This window comes from Gottfriedia sp. OAE603 (genome assembly GCF_040543965.1).
Taxonomy (GTDB): domain Bacteria; phylum Bacillota; class Bacilli; order Bacillales; family Bacillaceae_G; genus Gottfriedia; species Gottfriedia solisilvae.
In genome coordinates, this window is the sequence record NZ_JBEUNN010000001.1 from 241,079 (window position 1) to 261,433 (window position 20,355).

The 20,355-nt window shown below is 31.3% G+C and carries 20 protein-coding genes; 19 read left to right on the forward strand and 1 reads right to left on the reverse strand.

Translation table 11 applies throughout. The features are described from left to right. Window positions 1-174 precede the first annotated feature (174 nt). Window positions 175-1,353: an acyltransferase family protein gene (locus tag ABID96_RS01095; protein ID WP_192603537.1), complete on the reverse strand. Its 1,179-nt coding sequence runs from the start codon at window positions 1,351-1,353 to the stop codon at window positions 175-177. Window positions 1,354-1,711: 358 nt separating this feature from the next. Between ABID96_RS01095 and ABID96_RS01100 the strand changes: the two genes are divergently transcribed. From ABID96_RS01100 to ABID96_RS01185, 19 genes are all read left to right on the forward strand, one after another. Further along, the gene (locus tag ABID96_RS01100; RefSeq protein ID WP_192603536.1) at window positions 1,712-2,434 is read left to right on the forward strand and encodes a YveK family protein; all 723 of its coding nucleotides are present in this window, start codon (window positions 1,712-1,714) and stop codon (window positions 2,432-2,434) included. Further along, window positions 2,397-3,056 carry a CpsD/CapB family tyrosine-protein kinase gene (locus ABID96_RS01105; protein WP_192603535.1) on the forward strand — a complete coding sequence of 220 codons (660 nt, stop codon included), beginning with the start codon at window positions 2,397-2,399 and terminating at the stop codon, window positions 3,054-3,056. The genes ABID96_RS01100 and ABID96_RS01105 overlap by 38 nt, the downstream gene beginning before the upstream one ends. A gap of 391 nt (window positions 3,057-3,447) precedes the next feature. Beyond that, on the forward strand, window positions 3,448-5,274 hold the full coding sequence (locus tag ABID96_RS01110; protein ID WP_192603534.1) for a polysaccharide biosynthesis protein: 1,827 nt from the start codon (window positions 3,448-3,450) through the stop codon (window positions 5,272-5,274). Window positions 5,275-5,294: 20 nt separating this feature from the next. Then, entirely contained in the window at window positions 5,295-6,179 is an 885-nt protein-coding gene (gene galU / locus ABID96_RS01115; protein WP_192603533.1) for a UTP--glucose-1-phosphate uridylyltransferase GalU, read from the forward strand. A gap of 24 nt (window positions 6,180-6,203) precedes the next feature. After that, window positions 6,204-7,310: a glycosyltransferase family 4 protein gene (locus ABID96_RS01120; RefSeq protein ID WP_192603532.1), complete on the forward strand. Its 1,107-nt coding sequence runs from the start codon at window positions 6,204-6,206 to the stop codon at window positions 7,308-7,310. Window positions 7,311-7,638: 328 nt separating this feature from the next. After that, the gene (locus ABID96_RS01125; RefSeq protein ID WP_192603531.1) at window positions 7,639-8,589 is read left to right on the forward strand and encodes an O-antigen ligase family protein; all 951 of its coding nucleotides are present in this window, start codon (window positions 7,639-7,641) and stop codon (window positions 8,587-8,589) included. Between the two features lie 59 nt (window positions 8,590-8,648). Continuing rightward, window positions 8,649-9,662: a glycosyltransferase family 2 protein gene (locus tag ABID96_RS01130; protein ID WP_192603530.1), complete on the forward strand. Its 1,014-nt coding sequence runs from the start codon at window positions 8,649-8,651 to the stop codon at window positions 9,660-9,662. Further along, a complete protein-coding gene (locus ABID96_RS01135) occupies window positions 9,659-10,660 on the forward strand; it encodes a glycosyltransferase family 2 protein (protein ID WP_192603529.1) in 1,002 nt (333 codons plus the stop codon). Before ABID96_RS01130 ends, ABID96_RS01135 begins: the two co-directional genes overlap by 4 nt. Beyond that, window positions 10,660-11,769, forward strand: a complete 1,110-nt coding sequence (locus ABID96_RS01140) for a glycosyltransferase (RefSeq protein ID WP_192603528.1) — start codon at window positions 10,660-10,662, stop codon at window positions 11,767-11,769. The genes ABID96_RS01135 and ABID96_RS01140 overlap by 1 nt, the downstream gene beginning before the upstream one ends. 37 nt (window positions 11,770-11,806) lie before the next feature. Further along, window positions 11,807-12,814 carry a glycosyltransferase family 2 protein gene (locus tag ABID96_RS01145; RefSeq protein ID WP_192603527.1) on the forward strand — a complete coding sequence of 336 codons (1,008 nt, stop codon included), beginning with the start codon at window positions 11,807-11,809 and terminating at the stop codon, window positions 12,812-12,814. Continuing rightward, window positions 12,814-13,845 carry a glycosyltransferase family 2 protein gene (locus ABID96_RS01150; RefSeq protein WP_192603526.1) on the forward strand — a complete coding sequence of 344 codons (1,032 nt, stop codon included), beginning with the start codon at window positions 12,814-12,816 and terminating at the stop codon, window positions 13,843-13,845. Before ABID96_RS01145 ends, ABID96_RS01150 begins: the two co-directional genes overlap by 1 nt. Continuing rightward, on the forward strand, window positions 13,838-14,869 hold the full coding sequence (locus ABID96_RS01155; RefSeq protein WP_192603525.1) for a glycosyltransferase family 2 protein: 1,032 nt from the start codon (window positions 13,838-13,840) through the stop codon (window positions 14,867-14,869). The genes ABID96_RS01150 and ABID96_RS01155 overlap by 8 nt, the downstream gene beginning before the upstream one ends. An 82-nt stretch (window positions 14,870-14,951) precedes the next feature. Continuing rightward, window positions 14,952-15,752, forward strand: a complete 801-nt coding sequence (rfbF, locus tag ABID96_RS01160; RefSeq protein WP_192603524.1) for a glucose-1-phosphate cytidylyltransferase — start codon at window positions 14,952-14,954, stop codon at window positions 15,750-15,752. Beyond that, window positions 15,730-16,803 (forward strand): CDP-glucose 4,6-dehydratase, encoded by a 1,074-nt coding sequence (gene rfbG / locus ABID96_RS01165; RefSeq protein ID WP_192603523.1) that lies wholly within the window; start codon window positions 15,730-15,732, stop codon window positions 16,801-16,803. Before rfbF ends, rfbG begins: the two co-directional genes overlap by 23 nt. Before the next feature lie 5 nt (window positions 16,804-16,808). Continuing rightward, window positions 16,809-17,720, forward strand: coding sequence for an NAD-dependent epimerase/dehydratase family protein (locus ABID96_RS01170; RefSeq protein ID WP_192603522.1), 912 nt, complete (start codon window positions 16,809-16,811; stop codon window positions 17,718-17,720). A 24-nt stretch (window positions 17,721-17,744) separates the two neighbouring features. Then, complete coding sequence (gene rfbC, locus ABID96_RS01175) at window positions 17,745-18,317, forward strand: dTDP-4-dehydrorhamnose 3,5-epimerase (protein ID WP_192603521.1); 573 nt, start codon at window positions 17,745-17,747, stop codon at window positions 18,315-18,317. A gap of 158 nt (window positions 18,318-18,475) precedes the next feature. After that, window positions 18,476-19,546, forward strand: coding sequence for a UDP-glucose 4-epimerase GalE (gene galE / locus ABID96_RS01180; RefSeq protein WP_192603520.1), 1,071 nt, complete (start codon window positions 18,476-18,478; stop codon window positions 19,544-19,546). 23 nt (window positions 19,547-19,569) lie between these two features. Further along, window positions 19,570-19,719, forward strand: coding sequence for a YwzD family small protein (locus tag ABID96_RS20775; RefSeq protein WP_192603519.1), 150 nt, complete (start codon window positions 19,570-19,572; stop codon window positions 19,717-19,719). Between the two features lie 35 nt (window positions 19,720-19,754). Further along, window positions 19,755-20,354: a sugar transferase gene (locus ABID96_RS01185; protein ID WP_192603518.1), complete on the forward strand. Its 600-nt coding sequence runs from the start codon at window positions 19,755-19,757 to the stop codon at window positions 20,352-20,354. Window position 20,355 lies beyond the last annotated feature (1 nt).

Consider the following 20,355-nt stretch of genomic DNA (forward strand, 5'->3'; position numbering starts at 1 on the left):
AATTGGGTAGCCAGTGCAGACAATTTGAAGAAAATTAATTATAGGATAATTTTCTAAGAGGAGTTCTAACCGAGAATAAAAGAAAACCACTCCATATTAAATGAAGTGGTTTTTTTGTGTGCGAATATTTCCCAATCTAAGATGAGTTACATTTAGACTGATATCCCATATTCATTATTGATTTTTTGTTACCATTTGTTGAGGCTTTATCCTATTTCTTTGGCTGGCACTAACCCGATCTGCCAATGATCTTCCTAAGCGCATACTTGGAAGCTCAACAAATTTCCAGGCAATATAAGCTGCTAATATAGAGAATCCAATTGTAATTATAAAAATGCTCCAGAGTGGCAATGTGTAATAAAAAAGATGAATGGAACTTAAAAGAACTAAAGGGTGGTATAAGTAAAGGCTAAATGAAATTTTTCCAAGAAAAGAAATAGGCTTTTTCTTTAAGAATTTCTCGGCTCTTGCTGAACTGATTGCAATAATAAAGAATCCGATTGCTCCTAAGCCCATACCGTATTCTTGCATAATTAAAGCAAATTTTGAGAACGCAGTAAGTTTAGTTACTTCGTAAAGATCAAATAATGCTAACCCCGAGAAATTAAATAAAAGTATGGATATTATAAAGAATATCACTTTATTTATTTGTTTTAGTTTTTGAAAATAGCCTATGGCTTCAACCCTATGTTTTGCTAAAAGAATTCCCATAATAAAAAGTGAAAGGTAAGATAAAGTATCAATATAAGAAATATGAAACCCATTTGATTTTTCTAAATGAAATACAATGTCTAGTCCTTTTATGGTGGTTAAACCAAAGCAAATTAGAACACTTACTTTCCAGTTTAACCGTTTAATAAATATAACTATAAATGGAAAAATCAATGCTATTCTTAGTTCGTGTATTAGTGTCCATATGACACCGTTAAACGAATCAGCGTGGATATTTCCTATAAAGTAAATATGTTCTAGAATCAACTTTCCGTTAAGAACTGTTTTCCATTGACTATCAATATAACCACTGACATTTCCTATTTTATAAGATAGGAAGATTTGAGATAAGATAATTGCAAATGATATAGCAACAATATAAGGAACATAAATTCTAAATAGTCTTCTAATTATGTATGGGGTGTATTCAATCTTATCATTTTTTAAAAATGGAAGTGCCAGAACGAACCCGCTTAATACGAAAAATAACATTAGAAAACCATGCCCATTGAGAACGCCAGTTGCTTTAAGCAGTTTATCAGCTGTAAGGGGTATTGTTAGTAATGGGATTGCATGACATATTAATACGCTCATTGCTCCTATTCCACGAAAAGAGTCTAATTGTTCAATTCGATTTTTCATCATAATCTCCCCTAAAAATCTATTGTTATTAAAGTGTATTCTTTATTAAGAACGTAATTCCTCTTTTATAGACCTAATATTTTAGTACTTAGATTATTAGATTCATTTTATCTAGTATTTTTTATATAAAATAATTAGCAGAATAAGTGATACTGTTCAGCATTAGCAAGCAAAAAATATTGTATTTAATTGTCAGAAAAAACAGAAAAGTTGATTTGACTTGTTCGTTATAAAGAATTATCATTTAAACATACACTGTTATTACTATTATTATTCAAACAGACATTATTTTTATATCTGTCTGTTCGTTAAAAAGAACAAAATAAAAGAACAAAATAAAAAAAAAGTGGTGGGAAATGTGGAGAATGAATTAAGTTTAAAAAAGATTTTAGAACTTATAAAAAAACGAATTTGGCTCATCATTTTATTTTCTTTCTTTTTTTCTACACTAGGTGGAGGATATAGTTTATTTTTTACCAAGACGCAATATGAGACATCTTCTAAATTAATAGTTAATGCAACCTCACCTGAAATGATGAATACACTTTTGGTCATGATAAAAGAACCGTCATTATTGCAAAATGTCGTTGATGATCTTGATCTAAACGTATCTGCAGAAGAGTTAAGTAAACAAATATTTCCTGAAAGTATTGGAGGTTCTTCAATTGTAAGAATTTCGGTAGTTTATTCAGATCCTAAATTAGCGGTTGAAATTGCTAATTCCACAGCCAATGCTTTTGTGAGCCAGATACCACAAATATTAGGATTTAAAGATACAAGGCTGTTATCAGAAGCACATATGAATAATATCCCTATAAACGATGATTTATTGAAAAATATACTTCTTGGATTATTAGTAGGTTTAATTGCAGGCCTTGGTTATGTATTTTTACTAGATTTCCTGGACGATTCAGTGAGGTCAGAACAGGATGTTGAAGTCTTAATCGGAATTCCAGTTTTAGGAGTTATTCCTAAAATGAATAAAAAAAATACAACACTTAAAAAGAGTGACGTGTTAAGAGTAGAAGCTAGGGAGGATTCTTATGCGAATAATGAACAGAAAGTCATCTCACTTAACTAACAAAGTAAACTTAGTAACAGCTAATAATAAAAGATCCAAAGTTTCAGAGGAATACCGTTCAATCCGTACAAATTTCCTCTCATTAATTAAGGATAAAGAAAGCCAAACATTTATCATAACTTCACCTAATCGACGTGAAGGGAAAACGACTACAGTTGCAAACCTTGCTATATCCTTAGCACAACTAGGAAAAAAAGTACTTTTAATTGATGCAAATTTAAGAAAAGCAACTTTGCATTTTTCATTTAAAGTGAGCAATTATGTGGGACTAAGTAGCATGTTGTTAAGTAAAACAGTGTTTGAGGATGCCATAATAGAAACTGAAATACAAGGTTTAGACTTGTTAACTAGTGGCCCGGATACTTATAATCCAGCAGATTTACTCGGATCAAAAGTAATGAAGTCAATAATCGAGTCAGCGACCGAAAAATACGACGTGATCTTGATTGACTCTCCTTCAGTATTAGAATACACGGATTCAAAAATCATTGCTAGTCACTGTGATGGACTAATATTAGTGATTCAATGGGGAAAAACAAAAAGCAATGATGTTATTCTTGCACAAAAAATCATATCTGATAGTACTCAGTTGGTTGGAGTAATTTTAAATGATAGAAAGTAATAGGTTTATTTGAAAAAATAGAGGGAAATTATAATGTTTTGTTCTTAATTAAGAATTATAGGTTTTCTTATATAATATTGGGTGATGTCTTCTTACCTTTATCAATGAAGGCACTCGGTTATGCTGTGGGTTGAAAGAAACCTTAGACGCAAGTCGTCGGAAGTGTGATGTGAGGGCAGGTTAGATGCCTATCTTTAATTAAATTCTTTAACTATATTGTTTTTAATAAGACAGCATAGTTAAGGACTTTAATTTTTACTGGGAATTAAGGTTTCTAATATTTAAAAAGTGGTGAGCGATTTATAGTACAAAATTTTAAAAAAAGTTAGTTAAGTATATGCTTAAAGATTCGAAAATTTTAAAAGTGATTGAGTAGAAAGGAAGGAGATTTATGACATTCAGGCAGAGAGTTTCTTTTATTATTTGTATGGATTCCTTTATTGTTTTAACATCCATTTACTTTAGTCGATTTTTAGTAAATGCAACGATTGATATTATAACTACCCCGATAGTCATTAGCTCCATTACATTATTATTAAGCCATCATTTATTTTCATTTATATTTAAGCTATATAAAAAGGCATGGGAATATGCGAGTATCGGAGAACTTATCATTATATTAAAATCTATAACTTATTCAATTATTTGCACAGCTATAGTACAGGAAATTACGATTTCTGATACATACTATCGTTTACTTACCGTTACATGGTTTTTACATATTTTGTTAATTGGTGGAGCACGATTATGTTGGAGAATATATAGGGACTCATCTCATAACAGTGGTTTAAACAAAAAGCCAACACTTATTATTGGTGCCGGTGCTGCAGGTACTATGGTAGCTAGACAATTACTAAACAATATTGACTCAGAGCTTCTTCCTGTTGCATTTATTGATGATAATGTCAGAAAGCAAAATCTCCATATTTTAGGGATTCCAGTAGTAGGTGGAGTTGAACAGATTGAAACAACAGTTAAAAAATTAAATATCGAAAACATAATTATAGCAATTCCTTCACTTCGTAAAAAAGAATTAAATATGATTTTACAAGAATGTACGAAGACAAAAGCTAAAACAAAGATTCTTCCTATGTTAGAGGATCTTGTAACTGGAAAAGTATCAGTAAACCAATTCAGAGAAGTGCAAGTTGATGATTTATTAGGTCGTGAAGCAATTGAATTAGATATTGAAATGATATCAGATTCAATTACAAATAAGGTCGTATTAGTAACTGGTGCAGGGGGGTCAATCGGCTCAGAGATATGTCGCCAAGTTTCAAAATTCAACCCAAAAACTTTAGTGTTACTGGGTCATGGTGAAAACAGTATCTATACAATTGAAATGAATCTAAAAGAACAGTATGGAAACTGTCAGATTGAATTTGTTACTGAAATTGCTGATTTACAAGATGAGATGAAAATGAGATTGGTTATGGAAAAGTATCGACCAACTGTAATATATCATACCGCAGCTCATAAACACGTACCATTAATGGAGCGAAATCCTGAAGAAGCGGTTAAAAATAACTTGATTGGAACAGTAAATGTTGCAAATGCAGCTAAATTATCTGGTGTTGAAACGTTTGTGATGATTTCAACAGATAAAGCGGTTAATCCAACAAGTGTCATGGGAGCAACAAAGAGATTAGCGGAAATGATGATTCAAGATATGAATAAAAATAGTAGTACAAAATTCGTTGCTGTTCGCTTTGGTAATGTATTAGGAAGCCGTGGTAGTGTGATTCCCCTTTTCAAAAAACAAATTGAAAAAGGTGGTCCGGTAACTGTAACCCATCCCGATATGGTCAGATATTTTATGACAATTCCAGAGGCCTCAAGATTAGTTATCCAGGCTGGGGCATTAGCTAGAGGAGGAGAAATCTTCATTTTAGATATGGGTGAGCCAGTCAAAATCGTAGAGCTTGCCAAAAATTTAATAAAACTTTCTGGTAACTCAATTGAAGAGGTTGGGATTGAATTTACTGGAATTCGTCCAGGAGAGAAACTATTTGAAGAACTGTTAAATAAAGATGAAGTACATGAAAAGCAAGTATATCCAAAAATCTATATTGGAAAAACGGCAAATCTATTAGTTGAAGAAATTAATGAACTAATTTTAACTTATGCGACTGAAGATAAAGAAGTACTTAAGAATAGACTGCTAAACATTGCGAATAATCGAGTGGAATCTCGTAAACTGATCTCAATTTCTAGTTAATGATTAAGGAGGAATTGTTCATGAAAGTTAAAAAGGCTATCATTCCAGCAGCAGGGTTAGGAACTAGATTCCTTCCGGCAACAAAAGCAATGCCAAAAGAAATGTTGCCAATTGTAGACAAACCGACGATTCAATATATTATCGAAGAAGCAATTGAATCAGGGATAGAGGATATTATTATTGTGACAGGAAAAGGGAAAAGAGCAATTGAAGACCATTTTGATCATTCGTTTGAGTTAGAGCAAAATTTGTTTGATAATGGAAAATTTGATTTATTAACAGAAGTTCAAAAGTCGTCTCAAATGGTTGATATTCATTATATTCGTCAGAAAGAGCCTAAGGGATTGGGTCATGCGATATGGTGTGCACGTAAGTTTATAGGCGATGAGCCATTTGCGGTTTTATTAGGCGATGATATTGTTCAAGCAAAAAAACCTTGTTTAAAGCAATTGATTGACCAATATGACCAGTATAACTCGTCAATTATCGGTGTCAAAACGGTCCCAAACGATGATGTTGCTAGATATGGAATTGTTGATGGAAAACTAGTTAGCGATGGTTTTTATAAGGTTAGTAATCTAGTAGAAAAACCAAAAAAAGAGGAAGCACCATCAAATCTTGCAATTATGGGTCGCTATATACTTAATCCAAGAATTTTTGAAATACTAACTAATCAGAAACCTGGAGCTGGGGGAGAGATACAACTTACCGATGCCATTAAAGGGCTCAACCAATATGAAGATGTTTATGCATACGACTTCGAGGGTATCAGATATGATGTAGGAGAAAAAATTGGATTTATTAAAACGGTAACAGAATTTGCACTACAGCGTGAAGAACTAAAAGGTGATTTATTGAAATATTTAACTGACTTAGTGGAAAAAAACAAAGTAAGTATATTTTAATATTTAGCAAAGCTGGTGAATATTATGAAAAAAATACTATATATAACGACTCTAAGCAGAACGATAAACGCTTTTTTAGTTCCACATATAGAAAAACTTATTAAAGAGGGGAATATTGTAGACTGTGCCTGTTCAGAAGATGTAATAGTTGATAAGAATCTTACTGACAAGGGTGTTAAAATTTTTGATATCCCGTTTACAAGGAACCCATTACATCCTATAAACATTAAAGCCTTTAAAGAACTGTTAAGAATACAGGCAGAGAATAACTATGATATTGTTCATGTCCATACTCCTATAGCATCATTGTATGGAAGGCTTTTGAAAGTGAAGTTTCCTAAATTAAAAACGATCTATACGGTTCATGGATTTCACTTTTATAAAGGAGCTCCAATTGTAAACTGGGGTATCTATTATCCAATCGAAAAGATTATGGCTAATCTTACTGATACGATGATTACAATGAACTCTGAAGATTATGAGAGAGCTAGAAAGTTTAAGGTAAAGAACACTCAAAAGATAAATGGTGTTGGTGTGGATTTAAAAACATATAATCTTGAATTATTCGATAAGAATGAGGCAAGAAAAAAACTGAATTTAGCAAAAGATGATTTTGTAATTCTCATGATTGCTGAATTAAATCAAAATAAAAATCACAAACAGATGGTTAACGCTCTAGATATTCTTAAAAAGAGAGGAATAAATGTCAAGGTGATCTGTGCCGGTGATGGGCCATTAATGGAGGATTTAAATAAAGATATTACAAATAGAAAGTTAAATGAAAATATACGGTTCCTAGGTAATAGAAGAGATATAAATGAATTGATAATTGCTTGTGACATCGGAATACTAACTTCTTTTAGAGAAGGTTTACCAAGAAATATTATGGAATTAATGGCTTGTGAAAAGCCAGTTATAGGTACAAATATACGTGGGATAAGAGATCTTATAAATGATAGTTTTAATGGATATCTAGTGAATGTTAATGATTCAACTGAAACTGCTAAAAAAATAGAAGTTCTTTTTAAAAACAGAGAGCTATTAGAAAGTATGGGAAGTAACGCTTATAAATTTATTAAAGATTATGATGTTGATAATGTGATAGAAAGTCTAGTCGAAGTTTATGTATAAGGTAAAATATAATTCGTATATGGAAAATAAATTAATACTACAGAAGGATATTACATTTAATTTTCAAAATATATTAATCTTGGTAATGTTACTGTTTTTTGGTTTTACTTCACTAAGATTTGGTATGTTTGGAGTTGGTGAAATTATCTTACTGTTTTTTTGCATTCTTCAGCTAAATAACCAACAAACTATACTCCTATCAATACGTAATCACATGTTCACTCTATTTTGGTTCTATTACATAAGTATAATTATGATAGGCTATAGTTTTAATACTTTTTTCAAAATTAAATCACAATTAATACATTTTGATCTGATGGCGTATATCGTGATCTTATTTTTATGTTTTACTTTTGAATTAGCCTTTAAAGGGAGTAGTTTTTCTTATCTATATAGGTTAATACGGTTTATTTATTTTGGTGGTTTATTTGCAGTAGGATTCTTGTATTTCCTTTACTTATGTGGCCTGAGAAATTTTTCTGTTTTCTCTTTAGCATATGGAGGAGCGGATATATTTTCTCCATTTGCCAATGACTATCATCAGTTTGCCTATTTTGTAGCACCTTTACCATTTATTGGACTGTTTATATTTGGAAAAGAAAGAAGAAAAATAGTTAAATTTCTTTCTCTCCTTTGTATTTTGTTATGTATAAAAATTGGGCTAGCCACTACATCCTCCACTTTAGTTTCATCATGGGCAATTTCAGCCTTTTTATTTTGCACTTTGAAGGTTTTAGAATTTTTGAATAAATTAAATAGATCAAGGAGTATCATTCTAGCTTTCTTTTGTCTAATTCTTATTATTTTTATTTTCAATTACGAAAGTTTTTTGACTTTAATCAGTAATTTTTTTAAAGGTGATTCGAACGGAGAAAATAGGCTAGTAATTTGGAGTAACGCTATAAAAGCATGGGGATATTCGCCAATCGTAGGGTTAGGACCTGGTTCATTTAGTGGAACTAAAGTATTTTTCGGCTACGAAGCTCATAATACTTTTCTTCAAATTTTAACGCAAGGAGGCATTTTGGGAGGTACCGCATATATACTATTAATTTCAAAATTAACTAAGTCCATTTCTGTAAATGTTTATATATTATGTGCTGTCATTGCACTAGTTATATACGGATTAGGAATAAATGATTTAAGAAGAACGGTTTTGTGGTTTTATTATATTTTATTTTACTTTCTTAACCTCAAAGGCGAAGAAGAAAAAAGTGAAGGAACCACTGTTAATACAGTAATAAAGCCAGCTTTACGGGCTAAAAAGTCAATAAATTAAGCTAGAAAATGGTTTAGACTGATCTATTTCTTGAGTTTGTAAAAAAAGGAGAAAATTGAATGCATGTTCCATTTCTTTCAATAGTAATCCCGGTATACAATGCTGAACATACAATTAGCCGTGCGATAAAAAGTATTACCTCTCAAGAATTTGATAATCTTGAAATTATTATTGTTAATGATGGTTCAACTGATCAAAGCTTTCAAATTTGTAAGAAACTTTCATTAAATAATCAAATAATAAGACTTTTCCATAGAGAGAATGCTGGTGTGAGCACCGCAAGAAATTACGGTATTGAACAGGCTAGAGGAAAGTATATTACATTCCTAGATGCTGATGATTATTACAGTGAAAACTTTTTTAAAATAATTACATCTGAAATAGAAGAGAATACTCAATTGCTTTTATATGGATATAACATAGTTCGCAACGGAGTACCAATGGTTAGTAGACTTCCATTAAAAGAAAATGTTCAGTTTAGTAATAAATATGAATTTAGGGAAACTGCAGTGACTCTTATTAGTAATGAAATGATAAATGCTCCATGGAATAAGATTTACCTAACAAGTTATATAAAAAATAATCAATTTGAATTTCCTACTGATATAGATATTGGTGAGGATTTAAGCTTTAATTTATTAGTCATAAAGGGGGTAAAATTTGTAAAAGTATGTAATCAAACTTTGGTAAATTACACGGTGAAAAAAGGAGAAGGTCTAGTATCTCGGTTTAGACCTAATCGATTAGAAATACGCATATCACTTTTAGATCAAATAAAAGGGACGTTAGATTGCTGGAATATATTATCTGAAAACCAATCTATGTTGGATCGATTGATGATCAGGGACTATATGGCAAGTTTTATTGATCTATACAAAAAAACTTGTAAGTTCTCAAATAAAGAAAAATTGAATTTTATTAAAAATGTTTTGATAAGAGAAGATATTAAATTGAAGAAATGCAGCACGCCAGATTTAAGTACTTATATTCTGAAAGTAATATTAAGAACAAAAAATAGTGTGATCATTTTATTCTTTGCAAAACTATTGAGCTTGAAAAGAGGGTTTAGATGAAAATAAGTTTAATAATAGCAGCATATAATGTTGAAAACCATATAGAAAAATGTCTAGAATCTATTATTTCACAAACACACAAAGATTTAGAAATAGTGGTAGTCAATGATGGTTCAACAGATAATACTCTTAAATTAATCAAAAACTTTTCTGAAATTGACAATAGAATTATTATAATTGATAAGGCAAATGGAGGGCTAAGTTCGGCTAGAAATGCAGGGTTAGACATAGTAACGGGTGATTATATTGGATTTATTGATGGTGATGATTATATTAAAGAGGAAATGTATGAAAAGTTACATGAATTATGCAATGTATCACAATGTGATATAGCAGTGTGTGGATACATTAGAAAATATTCAAATAGAGAAGTTTTATCAAATACTAAAAAAATAATTCATTATTCTTCTCAACAAGCATTAGAGGAATTGATCGCGAGCAAGAACCTACATGATTATGCATGGGATAAACTATATAAAAAAGAATTGTTTGAAGACATTAGATATCCTATCGGGAAGATGTATGAAGATGTATTTACGACTTATAAATTGTTCTTTAAGGCTAATAAAGTTGTATATATCGATGAACCTTTATATTATTACATTCAGCGTGATGGTAGTATTTTAAGAAAGGGTTTTAGCGAAAAACAGTTTGATCAACTTGAAGCATTAGAAGAAATTAAAAAGTTTTTTAAAGAAAAACAACTAACAATTTACAATGAAATAATAGAATCAAGAATTTTAAATGTAAAATGTAGGATGTTATTCGATATCAGCGCTGGAAATGCATTAAACAAAACATCGCTTCACAAGAGTACTGCAACAGTTCTAGCTAAAAGTATTCAAAAAAAATCAATTCATAAATTACTGAACCAAAGAATTACATTGCTAAGTAAAATAATCATCATTTTATCACTACCTGGTAATTGGTTAGTTCGCCTGACCATGGGTTTTTATCCAGTTAAAAACCTAATTGAAAGAAGGGTAGGCTTAAAGTAATGAAAAAGAAGGTATTATTTGTACTTGATCGTATGGTAATGGGTGGTGTTGAAATACTCTTACTCGATATATTAAATAGTTTAGATACAAAGAAATACAGTGTAACCGTAATGACATTATTTGATGGTGGAGAGCTTAAACATGAATTACCTAAGACGGTAAAGCATGTTTTTTTATTTGCAAAACAATATAAAGGTATTTATAGAGTTTTACGATTCATTAATCCAAGTCTCATTTATAACAAATTGATTCGTGAGGAGTATGACATCGAAATATCGTTTAAAACAGGAATGCCTGAAAAAATTGTAGCAGCCTCCCGCAATCCTCAGTCAAAAAAATTAGCATGGATTCATGGTGATATGGAATATCAGAATTTTGGACTAGAGAGCCATTTAACCACATTTAAACAAAGAGAATGCTATAACAAATATGACCGTATCATTACTGTATCTGATAAATGTAAAAAGGCATTTTTAAATGTAACGAAAACAGAAACGCCCGTTGAAAAAATCTATAATGCAATTAAGTCTGAAAAAATAGTTATGAAGTTGAAAGAAGATCCAGATATATGTATGGATAAAAGTATGATAAACCTAATAACTATTGCTCGATTGCATGAGGATAAAGGGATTGATAGATTATTAAGAGCATTTGCTGAGGGTTATAAGATTAATAATAAGATACGATTGCATATTATTGGTCATGGACCTGAAGAAGATAAGCTTAAAAAACTTGTAAAAGAGCTAAATGTGAACGATGTAGTCTATTTTCTTGGAAAACAATTGAACCCGTATGTTTATTTAAGAGAGGCAAGTATTTATATACACTCCGCTATTAGTGAACCTTTTGGCATCGTATTACTTGAAGCACTATATTTAGGCCTTCCAGTAGTATCGACAAAATGTGGAGGACCAGAGGAAATATTGGATAACGGAACCTATGGATTACTAACCGAAAATTCCCAAGAAGGCTTAAATAAAATACTAATAAAAATTGCACAGGATCATGAACAACTCTTAAAGTTTAGCAAAATATCAAAATTACGAGCGAATGATTTCGGTATGGATGTCATGATGGAACGGGTTCTTAGTTTAATAGATGAAGTATAGAATCTTCATCTAAAAATATTATTAAGGGAAGAAAGCTATGAAATATAATATTTTAGTAACTGTAATTATCCCTATTTACAATGCTGAAACGTACTTATCAAGATGTATTGAAAGTATTCTAAACCAATCACTCACTTCGTTTGAGGTCATTCTTATAAACGATGGCTCAACTGATAACAGTGTTGAAATTTGTAATGCTTATGCTGCTAAAGATAAAAGATTAAGAGTATTACAATTAGATAATCATGGACCAGGTTATGCGCGCAATATTGGCCTGCAAAATGCAAAGGGGAAATATATTCAGTTTACGGATAGTGATGATACGTTGCCTGTTAACTTTTTAGAAGCAATGCTATATCGGATTGAAGATGAAAATGCTGATTTGGTCGTTTGTGGTATTAAAAATGTAAAAAATAATAATACGATAAACGAACTTACAGTTAAAGAAGAATTGGCTGATCCTAAAAAAATGTATATTGAGTTGTTTGTTAGTTTGCTAGAAAAAGGTCTGGCTTATTCACCATGCAACAAATTATATCGAAACGAAATTATTAAAAGTAACAATATTAGTTTCGGCACGGAGTTTAACATAGGTGAAGATGCAATATTTAACCTATCATATATAAAACAATCAAAAAGGATTTCTTTTGAGGAAAGTGTATTTTATGAATACCATCAAAACGATGGAAGCCTCATTCATAGCTATTTTCAAAAAAAGTTTGAAATACAAACTTTACTATATGAAAACCTAAAAAAACTAGTCAAAGAAGTGACGAATACCAATTCGATTGAAAGCATGTATCTTTATTATCAATATGAATTTGCCTTTGTATTCATAAATTATTATTTGCCAGATTGCCCAATGAGTTCATTAGATCGAAAAAAAATGATCAGTAAAATTATACAAAATGAATTAGTACAAGAAGTTTACGAAATACCTAATCGCCGTAGTAATTTACAAAAAATAATAAGAATACTAGTTCGTTTTAAAAGTGTAACTATAATGGATGCATTTTTAAGAACATTTAGAAGGAGATATTTATAATGCAATTTATAAATAAACCCCTAATAACGATTATTATTCCTGTTTATAATGCTGAGAAATACCTTAAACGATGTGTAGATTCTATTTTAAACCAAAGTTTCAAGGACTTGGAATTAATTCTTGTAAATGATGGTTCGACCGATGGTAGCGGTGAAATTTGTGACTTTTACAGTGAGTATGATAAACGCGTTCAAGTTCACCATTTGTTAAATGGAGGACCTTCACGTGCTCGTAACCACGGTTTGAATCAAGCAGTCGGAAAATACGTAACGTTTATTGATGCAGATGATTATATTAACAATTATTTTTCAGATGCTGCAAATAAAGTTAGTATAAATGATTATGACTTAATCGTAGTGCCTTTTAACGTTGTAAATACTGAACTAGAACCACTAAACCATAACCATTATAAAGAAAAATCATTCCTGAAGAATGAAAAAAAGGATGATTTTTTGAGGGGAATTTGGTTAGGTGAGCCCTTGTTTGGTAGTTGCGGAAATAAATGGTTTAAAAATACGGTTATCAAGAAATATAATTTTAGTTTTAATAATGATTTTTATATCGCCGAAGATTACTTATTTAATTTGCATTTTTATCGTGAATGCCAATCTGCAGTTTTAGTTGATTTTCCGTATTATAATTACGTCCAATATGAAAATAGTTTAACTTCTAGAATCTTTTATAATCGATTTGAAATTGCTAAAACGGTCTATGTAGAGTCATTAAGACTAATAAAATCTTTAAATATAAACGATTCTTATTCTCGGAATTTTGTAGAGGAATCTTATCTTAGTGGTGTTTTAAGAGCTATGTTTGAGATAGCGAAGAAAGGAAATAAACTAACACTAAAAGATAAAATTATGGAGTTAAAGCGATATATATCTGATAAGGATGTTCGTAAGTTATTAAGAAGCAATAATAGATATAAATTCAATCGTTTGGCTTTTTACTGTTTAAAATATCAGTGGCCAATTGTATATTATACAGTTTTTAAACTTAGATACTTATTGAAAGGTTGGTTGTATGAATAGTCCAAAGATTAGTCTAATTGTCACAATCTATCAAGTGGAACAGTATCTAGAGCGGTGTATCCAGTCGGTTCTTAATCAAACATTTAAAGATTTTGAATTAATCTTAGTTGATAATGGATCTACTGATGGTTCTACTGAAATTTGCAAAAATTACAAGGAAAAAGATGAGAGGATTAAATTTTTCCAAAAAAGTCATGGATCGATTGCATCTGGACGAAATTTTGGATTAAAAAATGCTACAGGACAGTTTATCCAGTTTATGGATGCTGATGACTTAATAGCTCCGAACATGTTACAGAAAATGTATTCAATTTACATTCAAAGTAATTCAGATTTAATAACATGTGGATATCAAAAAATGTATTTAAATGAAAAAGATGAAGAGTACTTTGTTAAATGTGAAGTTGAAGATCAAACGTATAGCAAAAAGGACTTTTTATTAGTTTGTGCAAAGTATTGTCAAAACTTTATACTTTATTTTGTATGGAATAAACTGTATCGAGCTGATGTGATAAGAAATAAGGGTATTTGGTTCGATGAAAGTATTACAAGAAGTGAAGATGTTCTTTTTAATTTAGAATATATAAAACACGCGAATAGTTTTAGTTTTATAAAGGAACCACTCTATATTTATAACCGTTCAAATGTTAACTCAATAACTAAGGGCTTTGAAATGAAAGATGTAGAAATGCAGAATATAACCTATGGGCGATTTCGCGATTACTTATATGAACAAGGGGTATACCATAGTAACGAGCAGTATTTAGAACACCAATATGCAGTTACAATGTTTTCGCTAGTTGCCCAAGCTTATATGACTAGTAAGGATGTACCGAATAAAGTTAGAAAGGCATATTTAAAAAGTATCTTAGATAATCAATGGACACAAAAAGCATTGAGATATTTCTCTTATAGTGGACTTTTAACAAATATAATTAAATATAAAATATATAAATCGATCAATACAACAGATTCTATTTTTAGAGTCTATTTTTATTTAAAGAGAGGTAAGCTTGTTGACTAACCTTTCTTTTTTTTATCTAAATTGTGATCTCATTTGAAAGAGACCCTAACATTTCATAGATGTTAAGAATGGAGGAACTAGCATGAAAGTTGTCATTTTAGCGGGTGGTTTTGGAACTAGGATTAGTGAAGAAAGTCATTTAAAGCCTAAACCAATGATTGAAATAGGAGGAAAGCCTATTCTTTGGCATATTATGAAATACTATTCTTCATTTGGCTATAATGATTTCGTCGTTTGTTGTGGCTATAAACAGTATGTAATAAAAGAGTTTTTTGCTGATTATTACCTACATATGTCTGATGTAACGTTTGACTTTACTGCTGAAAATAAAATGATTATTCATAATAATAATACTGAACCATGGAAAGTTACTCTAGTGAACACTGGACTTAATACAATGACAGGCGGTCGTATTAAAAGAGTTAAAGAATATATTGGAAATGAGCCTTTTATGCTTACTTATGGTGATGGAGTAGCAAATGTTGATATTCAAGGATTAGTACAATTTCATAAATCTAGTGGGAAAATGGCTACAATTACTGCGATACAACCAGGTGGTCGCTTTGGGATGCTAGATATTGATAAAGAAGAACAGATTAATAAATTTAAAGAAAAATCAAAAGAAGATGGTGGTTGGATTAACGGAGGATTTATGGTGTTAAATCCTGAGGTTATTGATTATATTGATGGAGATTCCACGGTTTTTGAAAACGAACCATTGGAGACATTAGCCATCATAGGAGAATTAAAGGCTTACAGACATTATGGTTTTTGGCAATGTATGGATACGTTACGTGATAAAGAGCTCTTAGAACGTTTGTGGGAAAATGGGAAAGCCCCGTGGAAAGTGTGGGATATTTATGCTGGATTTTTACAAAGGTAAAAAAGTATTTGTTACCGGTCATACAGGTTTTAAAGGAACATGGCTATGTAAAATGCTTATTAATGCAGGGGCAGAAGTAACGGGTTATTCCTTAAAACCACCAACTGATCCGAATTTATTTTCACTTAGTGGAATAGAGAGCCAAATGAATTCAATAATAGGTGATGTAAGAAATTTACAATTACTAAAGCAGACGTTCCTTGAAGCAGAACCAGAAATAGCTATTCATCTTGCCGCACAACCCATTGTAAGAGATTCTTATAGCGATCCTCACTTAACTTATGAGACAAATGTGATGGGTACAGTAAATTTTCTTGAATGTATAAGGGAAAGCACAACTGTAAAATCCGTATTAAACGTAACAACAGATAAAGTTTATCAGAACAATGAATGGGATTGGGGATACAGAGAAATAGATGTATTGAACGGATATGATCCATATTCTAATAGTAAATCATGTTCTGAAATCATAACACAATGCTATAAAAACTCTTTCTTTCTAAATACAGATATTTCAATATCGACTGCGAGGGCAGGTAATGTAATTGGAGGAGGGGACTTCGCAAATGATCGCGTAATCCCTGATTGTATAAGGGCAGCAACGAATAAAGAATATATCATTTTAAGAAATCCTTTATCTATTAGACCATATCAACATGTTTTGGAGCCACTTAATGCTTATTTACTAATCTGCGAAAAGCAGTTTCAAAACAAAAATTATGAAGGCTACTATAATGTTGGGCCTAATGAAAATGACTGTGTTACAACCGAGAGATTAACAGAGTTATTTTGTGAGACTTGGGGTGAGGGTTTATTTTGGGTAAATCAGTCCGATAGTGGGGTACATGAAGCCAATTTCTTAAAGTTAGATTGCTCCAAAATAAAAAATACATTTAGATGGGAACCGAGATGGAATATAGAAAAAGCAATTGAGAAGACGATTGAATGGACAAGAGCATACCTTAGTAAAGGTAATATAGCTCTTACGATGGAAGAGCAAATAGAAGAGTTTATGACAAATCGCGATTATATAAAAATTAAGAATAGGTGATTCATATGAAAAAAGCTATCGTTACAGGGGCAAATGGTTATATAGGAACATGGCTTATTAAAGAATTACAAAAAAATAATGTAGAAGTTATTGCTGTAGTAAGAAACAGAGATTCAAAGATTGATACTCTTCCAGAAAACGTAAAAATTCTATATGTTGAGCTAAATTCTATTTCAACTTTAGTAGATTTAGTAGTAGATAGAGATATTGACGTTTTTTACCACTTAGCTTGGGATGGAATAAATGGTAGTGATCGAGCAGATTATCAATTACAGTTGTTAAATGCCCGATATGCTTGTGATAGTGCCGTAGTTGCAAAAAAATTAAATTGTAAAAAATTCATATGTACAGGAACAATAACAGAAGAAATAGCAAAGAATATTCTAAATCTCGATATAAATGCAATGAATTCTATTTATGGTGTTGCCAAACATACTACGCACTGTTTATTAGAAATTTTATGTAAAAATCTAGATTTACCATTTGTATGGGCCAGGTTGTCAAATATTTATGGTGGCAATAACCTTACGGGTAATATCATTAGTTACACTCTCAAAGAACTACAACAAGGTAACAAGCCTTCTTTCTCTAAGGCCGAGCAGCCATACGATTTAATGTACATTAAAGATGCAGCCAAAGCTTTATACCTTATAGGTAAGGAAAATACAAATGAATCTTGTTATTTTATCGGAAGCGGCTCTCCTCGTATTTTGAAAGAGTATCTTCTAACTATTAAAGAAATTTATGGTAGTAATGCTGAAATTGGTCTAGGAGAAAGGCCTGAAGATGGTCTGGAGTATGATATGGAATGGTTCGATACAACCAGTTTAAAAAGAGATACTGGATTTACAATTAAAAATACTTTTAAACAAAATATCCAGGAAACTATTAATGCTTTGCAGGAAGTAAAAATGTAAACAAATTTGAAGGGGGTTAATCGAATGATTCAACAGTTTCAATTTGAGGAGTTAGATTTAAAAGGTGCATATATAATTAAGCCCTTTGTAGCAAAAGATGAAAGAGGCGATTTTATTAAAGATTATTCCGAAGAAGTGTTTAAAGAAAACGGGTTTGACCATGAGTTAAAAGAAGTATTTTATACTAGCTCAGAAAAGGGTGTTATGAGAGCAATACATTTCCAAAGAGTAAAGGAACAAGCTAAATTAGTTCGTTGCTTAACAGGGAAAATATTTGATGTAATTGTCGATTTAAGAAAAACCTCGCCAACTTTTGGAAAGTGGAGAGGTTTTTATCTTTCTGGAGATCGAAAAGAATCTCTATATGTCCCTGAACATTTTGGGCACGGGTATTTGGTCATTGAACCATCAATTGTTTCTTATAAGTGTTCAGAAAAATTTTATGGAGACTTAGACGATGGAATCATTTGGAATGACCCAGATTTAGGAATTACTTGGCCATTAGAGTTGGTAGATCATAAAATTATTCTTTCTGAAAAGGATAAGAATCTTCAGAGTCTTGGAAAGTTTATAGGGAAAATTACTACGAATATTTAAAGTCTATATTAGATCGAACCTTACATTTTGCTAAATGAAAATAATATTTATAAAAATGCACCTTAATTAGATAACTAAGTGAGATGCATTTTTATATATGATTAATATTTTATGTATTCCATAGAAATAAACTGTTGAAACCTAAAGGGGACAGAATAATGAAAATTTTAATAACAGGTGGATCAGGCTATATTGGTAGTCATACTTGTGTAGAGCTGTTAAATGCAGGTTATGAAATAGTGGTGGTAGATAATTTTTTAAATAGTAAAGCAGAATCTTTGAGTCGCGTTCGAACAATTACCGGTAAGGACTTTAAATATTATGAAGCGGATTTATTAAATAAAGATGCTTTAGATGTTATTTTTTCTGAAAATAAAATAAGTGCTGTTATTCATTTTGCTGGGCTTAAAGCAGTTGGGGAATCTAATAATTTCCCTCTTAAGTATTATCAAAATAATGTAACTGGCACAATTAACCTATGCGAAATAATGAAAAAATATGGAGTAAAGAAACTTGTATTTAGCTCATCAGCTACGGTATATGGATCAACAAATCAGATTCCAATTAGTGAAGAAACAGTTTTAGGAGCTGAGAATCCATATGGTCGCACGAAACTGATGATTGAGGAAATCTTAAGAGACTTATATCATTCGGATCAGTCTTGGAGTATTGCTTTATTACGATATTTTAATCCGATTGGAGCCCATGAAAGTGGTCTTATTGGAGAAGATCCAAAAGGAATTCCAAATAATCTTATGCCGTATATTGCACAGGTGGCAGTGGGGAGGTTATTGAGTTTGAGTGTATATGGAAACGATTATCCTACGATAGACGGAACAGGAATAAGAGATTATATACATGTGGTTGACTTGGCGATTGGTCACCTCAGAGCTTTAGAGAAAGTGCAGTGTATCCATGGTATAAATGCTTATAATCTCGGTACAGGGATGGGATATAGTGTGTTAGAGATGGTAAAAGCATTTGAAAAAGCTTCTGGTATAAATATTCCATATGTAATGAAGGATCGCCGTCCAGGTGACGTGGCAATATGTTTTGCTGATGTTACAAAGGCAAGAATTCAACTCGGTTGGAAAGCTAGTAGAGGAATTGAAGCAATGTGTAGAGATATATGGAGATGGCAAAAGAACAATCCTAACGGATATAACGAAGAGTTGGAAAATCAACATAGTGAGAAACAACCGGTTCTAACTAAAGCAGCGGATTTTTAGTTTTTTTTAAGTGAGGGGTACCATTGGAATCGATTAATTTAACCCAAAAGCAGTTTCAAGAATTACTTGAAGATTTTTATAAAAAAGGAAATGAGCAGAGTGAGATAAAAACTAAAGAGTTTTTAAACGAGATGATTAAGTATATACAAACAACTTGTTCTACTAACAGGTAAATACTAAATAGCCTAAAAATAGGGGTAAAGTTTATATGAAACGAGTAATAGATTTATTCATTTCTCTGACTCTCTTAATATTGTTTTCTCCAATTTTAGTTGTAGTATCCTTATTGGTGAGATTCAAAATGGGGGCACCAGTACTTTTTACTCAACAGCGACCTGGATTGCATGGAGAGTCATTTTATCTATACAAATTTCGTACAATGAAAAATATACAAGATGAACATGGAAATCAACTTTCAGATGATTTACGCTTAACCAAATTTGGAGAATTTCTAAGAAAATATAGTGTAGATGAATTTCCCCAACTGGTTAACGTAGTAAAAGGCGAGATGAGTTTAGTAGGTCCTAGACCTTTCTTAATGGAATATTTACCTCTGTATACGAAAGAACAAATGGCTCGTCATAATGTGAAGCCGGGAATCACTGGTTGGGCTCAAGTAAATGGTAGAAATGCACTTACATGGGAGGAGAAATTTAAAATGGACGTATGGTATGCAGAAAATCATAATCTACTTTTAGATTTAAAAATCCTTACGATGACTGCTAAAAAAGTTTTAAAGAAAGAAGGAATATCGCAGCAAGGCCAAGTAACAATGGAAAAATTCACGGGATCTAATGAAGTGATGTAAG

What these genes read in the sequence shown, in the direction of transcription:
- ABID96_RS01095 (WP_192603537.1), bottom strand. Translation starts at nt 1,353, where the DNA reads ATGAAAAATCGAATTGAACAATTAGACTCTTTTCGTGGAATAGGAGCA.
- ABID96_RS01105 (WP_192603535.1), top strand. Translation starts at nt 2,397, where the DNA reads ATGCGAATAATGAACAGAAAGTCATCTCACTTAACTAACAAAGTAAAC.
- ABID96_RS01110 (WP_192603534.1), top strand. Translation starts at nt 3,448, where the DNA reads ATGACATTCAGGCAGAGAGTTTCTTTTATTATTTGTATGGATTCCTTT.
- galU (WP_192603533.1), top strand. Translation starts at nt 5,295, where the DNA reads ATGAAAGTTAAAAAGGCTATCATTCCAGCAGCAGGGTTAGGAACTAGA.
- ABID96_RS01120 (WP_192603532.1), top strand. Translation starts at nt 6,204, where the DNA reads ATGAAAAAAATACTATATATAACGACTCTAAGCAGAACGATAAACGCT.
- ABID96_RS01130 (WP_192603530.1), top strand. Translation starts at nt 8,649, where the DNA reads ATGCATGTTCCATTTCTTTCAATAGTAATCCCGGTATACAATGCTGAA.
- ABID96_RS01135 (WP_192603529.1), top strand. Translation starts at nt 9,659, where the DNA reads ATGAAAATAAGTTTAATAATAGCAGCATATAATGTTGAAAACCATATA.
- ABID96_RS01140 (WP_192603528.1), top strand. Translation starts at nt 10,660, where the DNA reads ATGAAAAAGAAGGTATTATTTGTACTTGATCGTATGGTAATGGGTGGT.
- ABID96_RS01145 (WP_192603527.1), top strand. Translation starts at nt 11,807, where the DNA reads ATGAAATATAATATTTTAGTAACTGTAATTATCCCTATTTACAATGCT.
- ABID96_RS01150 (WP_192603526.1), top strand. Translation starts at nt 12,814, where the DNA reads ATGCAATTTATAAATAAACCCCTAATAACGATTATTATTCCTGTTTAT.
- ABID96_RS01155 (WP_192603525.1), top strand. Translation starts at nt 13,838, where the DNA reads ATGAATAGTCCAAAGATTAGTCTAATTGTCACAATCTATCAAGTGGAA.
- rfbF (WP_192603524.1), top strand. Translation starts at nt 14,952, where the DNA reads ATGAAAGTTGTCATTTTAGCGGGTGGTTTTGGAACTAGGATTAGTGAA.
- rfbG (WP_192603523.1), top strand. Translation starts at nt 15,730, where the DNA reads ATGCTGGATTTTTACAAAGGTAAAAAAGTATTTGTTACCGGTCATACA.
- ABID96_RS01170 (WP_192603522.1), top strand. Translation starts at nt 16,809, where the DNA reads ATGAAAAAAGCTATCGTTACAGGGGCAAATGGTTATATAGGAACATGG.
- rfbC (WP_192603521.1), top strand. Translation starts at nt 17,745, where the DNA reads ATGATTCAACAGTTTCAATTTGAGGAGTTAGATTTAAAAGGTGCATAT.
- galE (WP_192603520.1), top strand. Translation starts at nt 18,476, where the DNA reads ATGAAAATTTTAATAACAGGTGGATCAGGCTATATTGGTAGTCATACT.
- ABID96_RS01185 (WP_192603518.1), top strand. Translation starts at nt 19,755, where the DNA reads ATGAAACGAGTAATAGATTTATTCATTTCTCTGACTCTCTTAATATTG.